At 71.1% G+C, this 14,820-nt stretch carries 12 protein-coding genes and 1 pseudogene; 3 read left to right on the top strand and 10 right to left on the bottom strand.

Going from position 1 to position 14,820, the window contains the following annotated elements; genetic code table 11:
- Positions 1 to 279: hypothetical protein (locus KN815_RS37005; RefSeq protein ID WP_216346225.1), on the top strand; the 279-nt coding region annotated here is incomplete at its 5' end.
- A gap of 285 nt (positions 280 to 564) precedes the next feature.
- Here the strand turns inward: KN815_RS37005 and KN815_RS37000 are convergent.
- Both KN815_RS37000 and ahcY read right to left on the bottom strand, forming a co-directional pair.
- Positions 565 to 1,182, bottom strand: coding sequence for a hypothetical protein (locus KN815_RS37000; protein ID WP_216346224.1), 618 nt, complete (start codon positions 1,180 to 1,182; stop codon positions 565 to 567).
- Between the two features lie 136 nt (positions 1,183 to 1,318).
- The gene (gene ahcY, locus KN815_RS36995; RefSeq protein ID WP_216346223.1) at positions 1,319 to 2,776 is read right to left on the bottom strand and encodes an adenosylhomocysteinase; all 1,458 of its coding nucleotides are present in this window, start codon (positions 2,774 to 2,776) and stop codon (positions 1,319 to 1,321) included.
- Positions 2,777 to 3,187: 411 nt separating this feature from the next.
- Between ahcY and KN815_RS36990 the strand changes: the two genes are divergently transcribed.
- Positions 3,188 to 5,479 carry a fructose-specific PTS transporter subunit EIIC gene (locus KN815_RS36990; protein ID WP_216346222.1) on the top strand — a complete coding sequence of 764 codons (2,292 nt, stop codon included), beginning with the start codon at positions 3,188 to 3,190 and terminating at the stop codon, positions 5,477 to 5,479.
- Between the two features lie 312 nt (positions 5,480 to 5,791).
- Here KN815_RS36990 and KN815_RS36985 read toward each other — a convergent pair whose 3' ends face one another.
- The 7 genes and pseudogenes from KN815_RS36985 to KN815_RS36955 form a co-directional block, all read right to left on the bottom strand.
- Positions 5,792 to 6,715, bottom strand: coding sequence for a cation diffusion facilitator family transporter (locus tag KN815_RS36985; RefSeq protein WP_216346221.1), 924 nt, complete (start codon positions 6,713 to 6,715; stop codon positions 5,792 to 5,794).
- Positions 6,716 to 6,820: 105 nt separating this feature from the next.
- Positions 6,821 to 8,017, bottom strand: coding sequence for a mannose-6-phosphate isomerase, class I (gene manA, locus KN815_RS36980; protein WP_216346220.1), 1,197 nt, complete (start codon positions 8,015 to 8,017; stop codon positions 6,821 to 6,823).
- Between the two features lie 121 nt (positions 8,018 to 8,138).
- The gene (locus tag KN815_RS36975; protein ID WP_216346219.1) at positions 8,139 to 9,446 is read right to left on the bottom strand and encodes an SIS domain-containing protein; all 1,308 of its coding nucleotides are present in this window, start codon (positions 9,444 to 9,446) and stop codon (positions 8,139 to 8,141) included.
- A 78-nt stretch (positions 9,447 to 9,524) separates the two neighbouring features.
- A complete protein-coding gene (locus KN815_RS36970) occupies positions 9,525 to 9,707 on the bottom strand; it encodes a Trm112 family protein (RefSeq protein WP_078641824.1) in 183 nt (60 codons plus the stop codon).
- A 425-nt stretch (positions 9,708 to 10,132) separates the two neighbouring features.
- Entirely contained in the window at positions 10,133 to 11,491 is a 1,359-nt protein-coding gene (locus KN815_RS36965; protein ID WP_216346218.1) for a phosphomannomutase/phosphoglucomutase, read from the bottom strand.
- A 190-nt stretch (positions 11,492 to 11,681) separates the two neighbouring features.
- Positions 11,682 to 12,924: pseudogene (locus KN815_RS36960) on the bottom strand (L-lactate permease); the annotation flags it as partial.
- 88 nt (positions 12,925 to 13,012) lie between these two features.
- Positions 13,013 to 13,468 carry a DUF3499 domain-containing protein gene (locus KN815_RS36955; protein WP_119989156.1) on the bottom strand — a complete coding sequence of 152 codons (456 nt, stop codon included), beginning with the start codon at positions 13,466 to 13,468 and terminating at the stop codon, positions 13,013 to 13,015.
- 342 nt (positions 13,469 to 13,810) lie between these two features.
- Here KN815_RS36955 and KN815_RS36950 point away from each other — a divergent pair, with 342 nt between their 5' ends.
- A complete protein-coding gene (locus KN815_RS36950; RefSeq protein ID WP_216346217.1) occupies positions 13,811 to 14,230 on the top strand; it encodes a metallopeptidase family protein in 420 nt (139 codons plus the stop codon).
- 396 nt (positions 14,231 to 14,626) lie between these two features.
- On the opposite strand, the gene KN815_RS52635 is transcribed toward KN815_RS36950, so the two are convergent.
- Positions 14,627 to 14,809, bottom strand: coding sequence for a DUF7848 domain-containing protein (locus KN815_RS52635; protein WP_443732339.1), 183 nt, complete (start codon positions 14,807 to 14,809; stop codon positions 14,627 to 14,629).
- Positions 14,810 to 14,820 lie beyond the last annotated feature (11 nt).

Genomic DNA, 14,820 nt, shown 5'->3' with positions numbered 1-14,820 from the left:
TTTTCCAAAGGAACCTCGTCCGAGATGGACGGGGTATCAACATATCTGGCGTTGACTTTTGGCACGCTGTTGAGTTCTCAAGGAACGGACGCTTCCTTCGAAACCGTTTCACCGGTCTCTCCGGGCGCTTCCCTTCGGTGTTTCCAACCTTACCAGATTCTTTTCGGTCCGTTTCCGGTCCGAATTCTGATTCCGGTGGCCGTTGGAGGGCCTTTGCCTTTCGGCGTGTTTTCGACTTTAGCAGATACGCATCCGCCGAACCTAATCGGCTTCGGATGATGCCTGCGGGTGTCAAAAGGTGCTCCGTTGGATTTCCATCCGTCTGCGGAGCGAGTTCAGATCTTGCGTTTCTGCGGGAGCAGACACTGCTCACCACAACCGTTTAAACCTACCTCCCCGGGTGAACCTCGTCAAGGATCCTCGGGAAGATTCTTTGCGCGGCGGCATCGGAGTGCCTTCGCTCTCCGTCCGCCGCGACATTCCAACGTACGCACCCATGCTCCTTGCGTCAAGGAAATCGCGGAGGATTCCCAACGTCGCAGGTCAGCGTGGGTGCGATGGCGGTCAGGCCACGAAGGACGACGGCGGGCTCTCCAGATCCTCGAGCTCGATGCCGGGGGCGGCCAGGACCACGTCGCCGGCGATATGGATCGTCCGGACCTCTCCGGTGTCCAGCTCGGTCACCTGGTATTCATCCACGACGAGTGGGCCGGTGTCCGTAGTGTGTCCGGCTCTGTCGCGAAGTGCCCAGGACTGGTCCAGGGTCAGGGGCGCGAGGACCGGATCGGTGAAGGCCACGAGGCGGACGCGGACGGCCCCGGGGCCCGGCTCCAGCCGCAGCAGGCGGGAGATGGCGACCAGGAAGGCGGGGGAAGCACCGGTGAAGGCGTGGGCGCCGACATTGCCCTCGGTCGCGTGCTCCCCGGTGGGATCCGTGCGGACCCAGGTGACCCCGTCCAGTGCGGCGCCCTTGACCTGCCAGCTCGCCGCGTGCAGCTCGACCCTGAGCGGCCGGCCCAGTTCGTCGAGGGTGAGGTCCACGGACCCGGCGTGATCGCCGGAGGGTGAGGTCCGCTGTGCGACATAGCGCCATCCGCTGGGGCCTGGCGCGCACTGGAAGTGCTCCTCACCCAGCGGGGTGTGGTCGTGCGGATCGTGGAGGGAGTAGCGGCCGCGGGGCATGGTGAGGTCCTTGACGAGCGTCGGGCCCGCCCGGCCGGACGGCGCGGACGGGCCCTGGGGCCCCCGCCTGGGCGGGGGCCGGGTCAGCGGCCGCCGACCGTGCGGTCGGCGGCGCCGGTGCGATCAGCGGATGCGATCAGTAACGGTAGTGGTCGGGCTTGTACGGGCCCTCGACCGGGACGCCGATGTAGGCGGCCTGCTCGGGCCGGAGCGTGGTCAGCTTCGCCCCGAGCGCGTCGAGGTGGAGGCGGGCGACCTTCTCGTCCAGGTGCTTGGGGAGCACATAGACGTCGGTCGGATACGACTCCGGCTTGGTGAAGAGCTCGACCTGGGCGATGGTCTGGTTCGCGAAGGAGTTGGACATCACGAACGACGGGTGACCGGTCGCGTTGCCGAGGTTCAGCAGACGGCCCTCGGAGAGCACGATGAGCGTCTTGCCGTCGGGGAAGGTCCAGGTGTGGACCTGCGGCTTGACCTCGTCCTTGACGATGCCCGGGAGGGCGGCGAGGCCGGCCATGTCGATCTCGTTGTCGAAGTGGCCGATGTTCCCGATGATCGCCTGGTGCTTCATCTTGGCCATGTCCGCGGCCAGGATGACGTCCTTGTTGCCGGTCGTGGTGATGAAGATGTCGCCAGTCTCCACCACGTCGTCCAGGGTGGCGACCTGGTAGCCGTCCATCGCTGCCTGTAGTGCGCAGATCGGGTCGATCTCGGTGATGATCACCCGGGCGCCCTGGCCACGGAGCGACTCGGCGCAGCCCTTGCCGACGTCGCCGTAGCCACAGATGACCGCGACCTTGCCGCCGATCAGCACATCGGTGGCGCGGTTGATGCCGTCGACCAGGGAGTGGCGGCAGCCGTACTTGTTGTCGAACTTGGACTTGGTCACCGCGTCGTTGACGTTGATCGCCGGGAAGAGCAGCGAGCCGTCCCGCTGCATCTCGTAGAGACGGTGGACGCCGGTGGTGGTCTCCTCGGTGACCCCGCGGATCTCGGAGGCGAGCTGCGTCCACTTCTGCGGGCTCTCGGCGATGGTGCGGTTCAGCAGCTCGAGGATGACGCGGTGCTCGTCGTTCTCGGCGGTGGCGACGTCAGGGGCGGCGCCGGCCTTCTCGTACTCGACGCCCTTGTGGACGAGGAGGGTGGCGTCGCCACCGTCGTCCAGGATCATGTTGGGTCCGCCGGTGGGGGTGCCGGGCCAGGTCAGGGCCTGCTCCGTGCACCACCAGTACTCCTCCAGGGTCTCGCCCTTCCAGGCGAAGACCGGGATGCCCTGCGGGTTCTCCACCGTACCGTTGGGGCCGACGGCGACCGCGGCCGCGGCGTGGTCCTGGGTGGAGAAGATGTTGCAGGAGGCCCATCGGACCTCGGCACCGAGGGCGGCCAGGGTCTCGATCAGCACGGCGGTCTGCACGGTCATGTGCAGCGAGCCGGTGACACGGGCACCGGCCAGCGGCTGCTGCTCGGCGTACTCCTTACGGATCGCCATCAGGCCGGGCATCTCATGCTCGGCGAGGGTGATCTCCTTACGGCCGAAGGCAGCCAAGGAGAGGTCCGCGACCTTGAAGTCCTGACCGGAGACGGCTGTCGTCATGAGTGCTGCTCCTCCTCGATCGTGTGCGAGCGAGAGTGGTTTCGGCTGGGCATGTGAGGCGCTGGGCAGGGCCCCGCACAGCGGGCACACCTATCCCCTTCCACCTCACAGTGCGCAGTCCGTCGGAGGCCCTCTCTCCCTCGGTCGACCCGGTGTACGGGCCGCCCGACCGCCATCAGCAGCGACGTCTGGCTCGGTCACGAATCTACACCGATCGGCGCGCCGAACCCCAGCCCCCATCGGCCATCTTCGGCCGTAAGGCCATGACCTGCGCCGACGGCCACACCGCTCGGAGAGCCCGGTGGCTCACCCCGTCGCTTTGATCCTGGCCGGATGTATTGCACGATGCCGCGAGCGCGGGGACGCTGGCAGCTTCCCGCGCCCGCTCAATGCGTTGTTAAGGAGAACCACGTGACCAGTCCAGCCGATCCCCCCAACGGTGCGGGGGCCAGCGGACCGGGGCTCAAGCTGCTCGCGGTGACCGCCTGTCCCACGGGTATCGCCCACACCTATATGGCCGCTGAGAAGCTGGCTCAGGCGGCGGAGTCACTCGGCCACAGCATGAAGGTGGAGACCCAGGGCTCGATCGGGGCCGAGAACGTTCTGTCTGACAACGATGTCAGCCAAGCCGACGGCATCATCATCGCCGCCGACAAGGACGTCGACCGCAGCCGCTTCATCGGTAAGAGAGTGCTCGTCGTCGGGGTCGCCGACGGCATCCACCGCCCGGAGCGGCTGATCGAGCAGGTGCGCAACGCGCCCGTGTACCAAGGCGACGGGCAGGAAACCCGGCGCGGCGCCGCCTCGGCCGCTTCCGGCGGCGGTAAGGGGCGCAGCGTCACCTATAAGGCGCTCATGAACGGCGTCTCTTACATGATCCCGTTCGTCGTGGTCGGCGGTCTGCTGATCGCGGTCTCGCTCGCCCTGGGCGGTGATACGACGTCCAAGGGCATCGTCATCCCCGACGACTCCTTCTGGAAGACGGTCAACGACATCGGGAGCATCGGCTTCCAACTGATGATCCCGGCCCTGTCCGGCTATATCGCCTACGCCATCGCGGACCGGCCCGCGCTGGTGCCAGGCATGGTGGGCGGCTGGATCGCGGCCCACGGCGAGCTGTACGACAGCGAGGCGGGCGCCGGCTTCATCGGCGCGATCGTCACCGGCTTCCTGGCCGGCTATCTGGTGCTGTGGATCAAGCGGGTCAAGGTTCCGAAGTTCGTCCAGCCGATCATGCCGATCATCGTGATCCCGATCGTGGCGACCTCGGCGCTCGGCCTCTTCTTCATCTATGTCCTCGGCGAACCGATCTCCTGGGTCTTCGAGCGCCTCACCGACTGGCTCGGCGGGCTGACCGGCACCAGCGCGGCACTGCTCGGCATCATCCTCGGGCTGATGATCGCGTTCGACATGGGCGGTCCGGTCAACAAGACGGCGTTCCTCTTCGGCGCCGGGCTGGTGTCCAAGAACCCCGAGGTCATGGGGGCGTGTGCGGCGGCCATTCCGGTTCCGCCGCTGGGCCAGGGGCTGGCCACGCTGCTGCGCCGCCGGATGTTCGACGACCAGGAGCGGGAGACCGGGCTCGCGGCGCTCTTCATGGGCTTCTTCGGCATCACCGAGGGCGCGATTCCGTTCGCCGCGGCACGTCCGGCGCGGGTCATCCCGGCGAACATGCTGGGCGGCGCGGTCGCCGGGGCGATAGCCGGGGTGGCGTCGGTCGAGGACAACGTGCCGCACGGCGGGCCGATCGTCGCGGTGCTCGGCGCGGTCGGCGGGGTGCCGATGTTCTTCGTCGCGGTTGTCGTGGGTACGGCGGTTACGGCGTTGGTCACGATCGGGCTGATGTCTGTGGGCGGTGGCGGTCGGGGTCCGGACGCGGACGCGGATGCGGCGTGGGCCGCGGAAGCCGCGGAGGCTGTCTCCTTGGCTCCGTCGCCCGCGGGTGCGCCGGTGCTGGCCGGGGTGGGCAGTGGCGGCGGTGCGGGGGCGGCAAGCGGTGCCGTGGCGGATTCCTCGGCGAAGGCTGTGTCCGTCCCGGCCGCTGAGCCGCGGGACGGCGGTAAGGCCGAGGCCGCGGCTGCGGCTGCGGCTGCGGCTGCGGCTGCGGCTGCGGCTGCGGCTGCGGCTGCGGCTGCGGCTGCGGCTGCGGCTGCGGCTGCGGCTGCGGCTGCGGCTGCGGCTGCGGCTGCGCAGGAGGCTGAGGTCGCTCCCGAGGCTGAGGCTGCTCCCGAGGGCGATGCCGCGGACCAGGTGCTAGCCGGCTATCTCAGCGAGCAGACCGTGAAGGAGCGGCTGGCGGCGGACGGTAAGGACGCCGCGATCCGCGAAATGGCCGAGCTGCTGGCCACGACCGGCAAGGTGGCGGATACGGCGGAGCTGGTCCGGGCCGCGTTCGCCCGGGAGGACCAGGGCACCACCGGGCTCGGCGAGGAGATCGCGATTCCGCATGCCAAGACGGACGCGGTGACCGCTCCGGTCGTCGGCTTCGCGCGCTCCCGCGAGGGCATCGAGTGGGGCGCGCCGGACGGCACGAAGGCCAGGCTGGTGTTCATGATCGCGGTGCCGGAGGCGGCCGCGGGCGATGAGCATCTGCGGATTCTGGCGCTGCTGTCACGCAAGTTGATGGGCGTCGAGTTCCGGGAGCGGTTGCTGGGGGCGGCGGATGTGGGGGCGATTCTGGGGGTGCTCGGGGAGATCGAGTAGGCCCCTTGTGGGCAGCCCCCTATGTGGCAGCCCCTTTGTGGGCAGGTGCGCCCCGGTCGCGTGTGCGGTGTATGCCGTTGGCGGCCGGGGTGCGCTTTCGGGTGCGGCCCGGTTGTTCGTGCGGAGCGCGGCTTCGGCGGCCCAGGTGCGTTGCCGGGTGCGGGCCGGTGTTCGTACGGCCCACGCCGTCGGCGGCCCAGGTGCGTTGCCGGGGGCGGGCCGGTGGCCGGTTTGTGCCCACCCGTTCCGCCAGGGGGCACCTCCCAGCGGCCGCTGGGGGAGGAACGAATGTCCACAAACCGGCGGTTCCGCTCAGGTGGTTGTGGAGGTGCGGAGGATGTCGGGTTCCAGGTAGATGACTCGGGCGATCGGGACCGCCTCGCGGATGCGCGCCTCCGCGGCGTCGATCGCGCGGGCGACCTCCGCCGCCGTGTCGTCGTGCTGCACCGCGATCTTGGCGGCCACCAGCAGTTCCTCGGGGCCGAGGTGGAGCGTGCGCATGTGGATCAGCCCGGTGACGGTCTCGCCGTCCACGACCGCTTCGCGGATCTTGGTGACCTCGGTGACGTCGGCCGCCTCGCCCAGCAGCAGTGACTTGGTCTCGGCCGCGAGCACCAGGGCGATCAGCACCAGCAGGACGCCGATGCAGAGGGTGCCGACGCCGTCCCAGACGCCGTCGCCGGTCAGCAGCGCGAGCCCGACGCCGCAGAGCGCGAGGACCAGGCCGATGAGGGCGCCGAAGTCCTCCAGGAGGACGACGGGCAGCTCGGGGGCCTTGGCCCGGCGCACGAACTGCGACCAGCTCAGCTTGCCCCGGATCTCGTTGGACTCCTTGATGGCCGTACGGAAGGAGAAGCCCTCGGCGATGATCGCGAAGACGAGCACCCCGACCGGCCAGTACCAGTGCTCGACGTCATGGGGATGCTTGATCTTCTCGTAGCCCTCGTACAGCGCGAAGACACCGCCGATGGTGAACAGCACGATGGAGACGAGGAAGCCGTAGATATAGCGTTCGCGGCCATAGCCGAAGGGGTGCTCGGGGGTGGCCTCGCGCTTGGCCTTCTTCCCGCCGAGGAGCAGCAGCCCCTGATTGCCCGAGTCGGCGAGCGAGTGCACGCCTTCGGCGAGCATCGACGACGAGCCGCTGAAGGCGAACGCCACGAACTTGGCTGCGGCGATAGCCAGGTTCGCGCCCAGCGCGGCAACAATCGCCTTGGTTCCGCCTGATGCACTCATATGTGCCGAATGTCCCTTCCGCTTCAATACACCTCATGGCGGCTTTGCCAGCGCTTTACCGCCTCACGGCGCGCCATTGTTCCAGCCCCTCGAACGGGGCGTACGTCAGGCTGTCACTGTGGCCCTGAACACAGTGCCGTCGCCGCCCAGTACGGCCTCCTCACCGGCCGGTACGAAGGCCGACTGCCCGCGCGTCAGCGGGAGTTCGCCGTCCACGCCGCGCAGGGAGACCTCGCCCGCGGCGCACAGCAGGATCTGCGGGCCGGTCGCCGGCAGCGGGCGCGGAGCGGCGCCGTCGGCCAGGACGTGGCGGGAGAGCCGGAACTCGCCGATCGGGGTGGTGTAGAGCTCCTCGCCGGAGGGGTCCGCCTCGGGCCGCAGAACGGCGGGGGCGGCGCTTTCGAAGCGGACGATGCGCAGCAGCTCGGGGACGTCCACGTGCTTGGGCGTGAGTCCGCAGCGCAGCACATTGTCGGAGTTGGCCATGATCTCGACGCCCAGGCCGTCGAGATAGGCGTGCGGTACGCCGGCGCCGAGGTAGAGCGCCTCGCCGGGCTGGAGGGTCACGAAGTTGAGCAGCATCGCGGCGATCACCCCGGGGTCGCCCGGGTAGTGCTGCGCGATGGAGGCGTACGCCGCGTACGCCGGGGCGTGCGGTCCGTCCAGCGCGCCGAGCCGCTCGGCGGCTGCCGCTGCCCGCCTTACGGTCTCCGTCATCGCCTCAGGGTCGGCCGTCAGCACGGCGGTCAGCACCTCGCGCAGCGCGTGCGACTCCGGGTGGGCGTGCAGGATGTCGACGTACGGCTTGAGCGAGTCGACCTCCAGGGCGGCCAGCAGTTCGGCCGCCTCGTTCGGGTCTCGGAAGCCGCACAGCCCGTTGAACGGCGTGAGCGCGCATATCAACTCGGGCTTGTGGTTGGCGTCCTTGTAGTTGCGATGCGGGGCATCGGCCGGAACGCCGCGCTCCTCCTCGTCCGCGTAGCCCTCCTTGGCCTGCTCGAGGTCGGGGTGGACCTGGAGCGACAGCGGCGAGGCGGCGGCCAGCACCTTCAGCAGGAACGGCAACTGCGGCCCGAAGAGGCTTACGGCGTCCGCGCCGAGCTCGCCCTCGGGATCCGCGGCGATCACCTCGGAGAGCGCGACGGGGCCCGCGCCCCGGTCGACCCGGGACGGCGCCCCGGGGTGTGCCCCCATCCACATCTCGGCCTGCGGCTCCCCGGTCGGCCGGACGCCCAGCAGCTCGGGGATGGCGGTGGTGGAGCCCCAGGCGTAGGGGCGCACGGTGTTGACGAGGCGGTCCATGCGGTGCGGTTCCTGACTGTGCAGTGAGGGACGTGGGGCGAGTGGTGCGTGGTCTTACGGCGTCAGGTTCTGGAGATCTGTTCCAGATGTCTACGGCGTCACGTTGTCGAGGTCTACGGCGTCAAGTTCTATCGGCCGAAGCGAGCGCGAGGTAAACGGCGGCGAAATCCGTGATGGCGAGAAGTTCCGCGGCGCTCTCCAGTGGGGTGCCCTCGGCCGGTTCCAGCTCGCTGAACGCGGTGTCATGCGCCAGCGCCAGCTCCCGGGCGGTCGGCACCGCCGAGACCGGGCCCACCGGCTCCTCGTGGAGCAGCACGATCCGGGCGCGGAGCGCCTCGGCCTCCTCCACCCGGTCGCGGAAGAAGTCGTCCGGGTCGGCCCCGCCCGCGAACGCCCCGGTCAGCATCGCGCCATGCATGGCGAGCGCCCCGGGGAGCTCGGCGACGAGCGCGGGGCGCCCGGCGAGCGACGCGAGCAGCCTCGCGAACCGCCGTCCGGTCGCGGCGGCGACCGGACCCTCGGTCCACAGCAGCGGAAGCGCCCCGGCGAGCTCGGCCGCGAGCGTCTTGGCGGGGTTGGTGTAGGTGGCGATGGCCGGGCCGCAGCGCTCGGCGACCTGGTCGAGCCGGTCGGCCACCTGAAGCAGCGCGGCGGGCGACGCGGACACCAGTCCGATCCGGTCGACCAGCAGGAGCAGCGGGGTGAGCAGGGCCCACAGCGTGCCGGGCAGCGCGGGGCCGGTCATCTCGTCGGGCGCGGTGCCGGGCGGCTCGACGGGGTGCGGGACGGAAGGCGTCCCGTATGTGCCGGGGGCATCGCCCAGGGCGCCCTCGGCGCGGGCGGTGTCGTCGTCCTCGGCCGCGCCGGGCGCGTGCGGGTCCCTGCGGTACGGATCGGTGCTGTACCCGCCCGTGGCGTACGGGGCCGAGGCGTACGGCGCCGTGGCCAGCGGCACCATCAGGCCGCGCGCCTGCGCGACCGCGTCGGCCAGCGGGGACTGGCCCGGGGCGACCGCGACGATCGCGCAGCCGCGGCGGTACGCCTGCTCGACAAGGCGCGGAAGGCCCGGTTCCGTACCGTCCGGCGTCGCGACGATCAGCAGGTCGAGCGGGCCCGCCCAGCCGGGCAGCGTCCAGCGCAGCGCGCCCGGCGCGGGGGCCACACCGGTGGGCGCGATCAGGCTGACCGGGCAGTTGCCCCCGCTGAGCGCGCCGAGGAGGTCGGCGGTGCAGGCTCCGGCCGCCCCTGGGCCCGCGACCATGACGGCGCGCGGCCGCCCGTCCGGCTTGAGGTCGCCGATCCCCGCCTCGGTGGCGTGCCGGGCGGCGGTGCGGATGCGGGCGCCGGATTCGGCGGCTCCGCGCAGCAGCCCGCGGCTGTCGGCGCGGGCCAGGGCCTCTGGGGCGTCGAGGAGGGATTCGTCGAGCATCGTGCTTCGGCCTCCGATCGCCGTGGCGGGCGGTACGCGCGGGATCGCGCGGGGCTGGGGCTCCGGCGGGCCGCCGGGTCAGGCCGGGCGGCGGGCCTCGTCGACGAGCAGCACGGGGATGCCGTCCCGGACGGGGTACGCGAGACCGCACCCCTCGCCCGTGCACACCAGCTCGGGGGTCTCCGGGGACTGCTCCTCGCGCAGCGGGGCGTGGCACGCCGGGCAGGCGAGGATGTCCAGAAGACCGGCTTCGAGCGGCATGGGGCGTCCCTTCGGGTATGGGTCCAGCCGGACATCGGCCCGGCGTGGTCAGCGTACCGCCGGGCAGGGGCGGGGCGCGGCCGGTGGGCACCGGAACCCGGGGGCTCGCCCCGGGCTCCGGGTACGCCGTGCGCCCCGCGCGGTACCCGCCGTCCTTACGGCGGCGCCGCGCGCGGTACCGGCCGTAAGGACGCCGACGGCCGCCGGGTCCGCGCGCGGACGGCCGTAAGGGCAGCGCGAGGACCGCGGGGCGCTGATCCTCGGCGGGGTCCGCGCGCGGGACGGCCGTAAGGCTTACGCATGGACGACGGCCGCAGGGCGCACGCACGGACGACAGCCGTAAGGCTTACGCATGGACGACGGCCGTAAGGCGCACGCACGGACGACAGCCCCAGGGGCCTACGCACGGACCACAGCCGTAAGGCTTACGCGCGGACGATGGAGAGGACCTCGTCGCGGACCCCGGCCACCCGCTCCGCGTCCCGCGCCTCCACGTTCAGCCGCAGCAGCGGCTCGGTGTTGGAGGGGCGGAGGTTGAACCACCAGTCGGCGGCGGTGACCGTAAGGCCGTCGAGTTCATCGAGTTCGACGCCTTCGTGGCCCTCGTACGCCGCCTTGACCGCCTCCATGCGCCCGGTCTGGTCGTCGACGGTGCTGTTGATCTCCCCGGAGGCCGCGTACCGGTCGTACTGCGCGACCAGCTCCGACAGCGGGCCCTTCTGGCCGCCGAGCGCGGCCAGGACGTGCAGGGCGGCCAGCATGCCGGTGTCGGCGTTCCAGAAGTCGCGGAAGTAGTAGTGCGCGGAGTGCTCACCGCCGAAGATCGCGCCGGTGCGGGCCATCTCGGCCTTGATGAAGGAGTGGCCCACGCGGGTGCGGACGGGGGTGCCGCCGTTCTCCTTGACGACCTCCGGGACCGACCACGAGGTGATGCAGTTGTGGATGACCGTCCCGCCCGGGTGCTTGCCCAGCTCGCGGGCGGCGACCAGGGCGGTGATGGCGGAGGGCGACACCGGCTCGCCGCTCCCGTCCACCACGAAGCAGCGGTCGGCGTCGCCGTCGAAGGCGAGCCCGAGGTCGGCGCCGGTCTCCAGGACCCGGGCCTGGAGATCGACGATGTTCTTGGGGTCGAGCGGGTTGGCCTCGTGGTTGGGGAAGGTGCCGTCCAGCTCGAAGTAGAGGGCGTCGAGCTCGAGCGGGAGCCCCTCGAAGACGGTCGGGACGGTGTGGCCGCCCATGCCGTTGCCCGCGTCCACGACGACCTTCAGCGGCCGGATGGCGGTCAGGTCCACCAGCGAGCGCAGATGGGCGGCGTAGTCGGCGAGGACGTCCCGCTGGGTGATGGTGCCGGCCTCGGCGGCGGGCTCCGGCGCGCCGCTGTCGGCCCACTCCTCGACCAGGGCGCGGATGTCGGCGAGCCCGCTGTCCTGGCCGATGGGGGCGGCGCCCGCGCGGCACATCTTGATGCCGTTGTACTGCGCGGGGTTGTGGCTGGCGGTGAACATCGCGCCGGGCAGGCCGAGATGTCCGCTCGCGAAGTAGAGCTGATCGGTCGAGCACAGCCCGATCTCGGTCACATCCACCCCGAGCGAGGCGGCGCCGCGCGCGAAGGCCCGCGCCAGACCGGGCGAGGAGGGGCGCATGTCATGGCCGACGACGATCGCGTCCGCGCCGGTCACCCGGGCGAAGGCGGCGCCGAAGAGTTCCGAGAGCGACTCGTCCCACTGGTCCGGGACCACACCGCGCACGTCGTACGCCTTCACGATCTGCGACAAGTCGGGCACAGCCAACCCCTTCTGGAGGTCCTGGTGAAGATGTCTCCGCGGACGCCTCTGGGGACGTCCCCGCGGACCTCAAAACCTACCCGCAGGACCTGGGCCGGAACTGTGAGCCCCGTCGCGCGGCGTGCTGCCGGGCGTCCCGGATCGGGGCACGGCAGGCAGCATGGCGTGCTGCCGGGCACCCCCGGCCGGGTCACGGCAGCATCCAGCTCAGCAGGAACGACGACTGCGCGACGACGATGAGGCACATCACCAGCAGCAGCGCGAGGCTCCACGGCAGCACCTTACGGAGCAGATCCCCCTCACGCCCCTTCAGCCCGACCGCCGCGCAGGCGATGGTGAGGTTCTGCGGGGAGATCATCTTGCCGAGCACTCCGCCCGAGCTGTTGGCGGCGGCGAGCAGGTCCGGGGAGAGCCCTGACTCATGGGCGGCGGTCACCTGGAGAGCGCCGAAGAGGGCGTTCGCGGAGGTGTCCGAGCCGGAGACGGCGACGCCGAACCACCCCAGCACCGGGGAGAGGAAGGCCAGCCCGGCCCCGGCGGCCGCGACGAAGTGCCCGATGCCGGCGGCCTGCCCGGAGAGATTCATGACATAGGCGAGCGCGAGCACCGAGGTGACCGTAAGGATCGCATGACGCAGTTCGTGCACCGTGGCCGTCCACTCCCGGGCGGCATCGCGGGCGGTCACACCCAGCACGGCGACGGTGGCCACCCCGGCCAGCAGCACCAGGGTGCCGCCGGTGGCGATCAGCGGCAGCGAGAAGACATTGGCGCCGACCGGCTTGCCATCGGGCGCCCCGACGTCCAGGAAGGGCCAGTCGAAGGTGCGGGTGGCCCGTGGCCAGGAGATCCTCGACCGGGCCGATCTGGGCGATGGAGAAGACCGCCACGATGAGCGCGTACGGGGCGTAGGCGCGCAGCACCTCGGGGCGCGGGTCCTCGCGGTCCAGGTCGTCGCTGCGTACGCCGGTGAGCACGGCGGCGCGCACCGGCTCCTCGGCGGGGCGCCGGGCGGCGGGCATGGCCACCAGTACGGCCGCGCCGGCCAGCGCCGCCGCGATATCGGCGAGCTGGACGGAGAGGTAGTTGGAGACGGTGAACTGGGCGACCGCGAAGGCCGCCCCGCAGGCGAGCGCGGGCGCCCACGTCTCGCGCAGCCCGCGCCGCCCGTCCACGAGCGCGACCAGCAGCAGCGGGACGACGAGGGCGAGCAGCGGGGTCTGCCGCCCCACGACGGAGGCGACGGAGTCCAGCGGCAGCCCGGTGACCTGAGCCAGCGTCACCACGGGGGTGGCCATGGCGCCGAAGGCGACCGGCGCGGTGTTGGCGACGAGCGCGACGACGGCGGCGCGCACCGGGTCGAAGCCGAGCGCCACGAGCATGACCGAGCAGATCGCCACGGGGGCGCCGAACCCGGCGAGCGCCTCCAGGAGCGCAAGGAGCCGGAGAGGACCGCGAGACGTTCGCGAGAAGAACGCGGGGAAAGTGCGGGAAGATCGCGAGGGAAGTGCGGGGGGGAGCCGATCAGGACTCGGGGGACCGTAGGACTCGCAGGTGGCCCCGGCGCGCGACCTCACGCGGGTCGCCCTCCCGGCCGCCGTGTCCACTCCCGGCCCCGGAGCCTCCCGAACCGGACGCCGCACCCGCCGCGCGCTCATGCGGGCGGGCGGCCTCGCGGACCGCGTTGGCCAGCGCCTCCAGATCGTCACCGCTGGGCCGCGTCGGACCGGTGTCGACGGCGAGCCGGACGACCTCCCAGCCACGCGGGGCGGTCAGCCGCTCCGAGTGCTCCGAGCACAGGTCGTAGCAGTGGGGTTCGGCGTAGGTGGCGAGCGGCCCGAGAACGGCGGTCGAGTCCGCGTAGACGTACGTCAGCGTCGCGACGGCGGGGCGGCCGCAGGCGGTGCGCGAACAGCGACGTACAGGGCTCACGACGTTGGACGGTACCGCACTCTTGAGCGGGCCGCGACGACTCTCCACCAGCTCACTCCGCCGTGTCGTCCTGGTTCGCCCCGTGCACCCGAAACGTGAACTTACCCGTTGACCAGCATGGACTTCCGGTGCGACAGAAACCGCCGGCAACGAATCCGGTCAGCACTCGAACCGAGAGAGATCATCCTGGGCCGGGGAAGCGATGCAAGAGACGTCCGTTTTTGGACCCAAGCATGGCTGGAATGCTCATTTGGCGACATCCGGCACGGCTGTCCGGTAAGCGCATGGGAGGCGGGCGGGCGACGGCTACCCTCGTGAGTGATGACCAGGCCCGTACATCCCCATCAGTCCGAGCCGCGCCCTCGCCGTCGCGACCGCCACGGACGAGGTATGCGCGGCCCTATCGCGCCGCCCCAGGTGCCGCTCTCGGTCAGCCGCGCGGAGTCCTTCGTCGATCTGGTGCAGGACTCGGCCGAGCGGCTGGAGAGACGCTGGCCACAGTTGTCCGGAGTCGACTTCACGGTGCTGGAGGTCCCCACGTCGGAACTCGGCGGCCCGGGGCCCGGCGGGGGCCCGGACGGGCACGGCGGACCGGACGGCTGGGACGGCGAGTCCGTGCCGCTCGGGCGCTTCATCGCGGCCCGTGGGGACGTGCCGGACCGGATCGTGATCTACCGCCGCCCGGTCGAGATCCGGGCGAAGAACCGGGACGAGCGGGCGCTGCTGGTGCACGAGGTCGTGGTCGAGCAGGTGGCGGAGCTGCTGGGGCTGGCCCCGGAGTCCGTCGATCCGCGGTACGGGCAGGAGTAGCCGCGGTACGGCGGGAGTAATCCGCGGTACGGGCAGGAGCGGCGGGCACGCCGTACGGGCAGGCCAGGAGGCGTCCGGCGGGCAGGTCAGGAGGCGTCCGGCGGGTCGTGGCGCCTGCGGCGGGCTGCTCCCCTCCCCGCCCCTTCCCACAACTGGGGCTCCGCCCCGTGTGCTTTGGCAGTAGTGGGTAGTGGCTGACCTGCGAAAATGGCACGATTCCGAGCGATCCACGCCCCGCTGGGCGCCGGATATAGGTACTCAAGCGCATCTATCCCGTGATCATCCCGTTACCATCTGACCCAAGCTCTAGGCGCAGCGAAGCGCCCCCAACTGCCCTGATTACTCGGGCAGTTGGGGGCGTAACCCGTACCGGTCGGGGGTACCGGTCCCGGGCGCCTATTCCTCCCGCGTCACCCGCGCATGGTCCGTCGCCACTCGGCGGAAGAGATCATGACCAGTCCGGCCGGTATGGCGTAGGCACCACTGCTGCGCCGCTTCCCGCTCTTCCTGCGGGCCGGATTCCTCGCCACAGCCGGACGTGGCGCAGAACGCTTCGTATGTGACTCCGCCGTCTGGCACGTGCCGGATGG

The sequence above is a fragment of the Streptomyces niphimycinicus genome, from assembly GCF_018883605.1.
Classification (GTDB): domain Bacteria; phylum Actinomycetota; class Actinomycetes; order Streptomycetales; family Streptomycetaceae; genus Streptomyces; species Streptomyces niphimycinicus.
The sequence above is the reverse complement of the archived record's forward strand: the minus strand, read 5'-3'. Positions and strand labels throughout refer to the sequence as shown.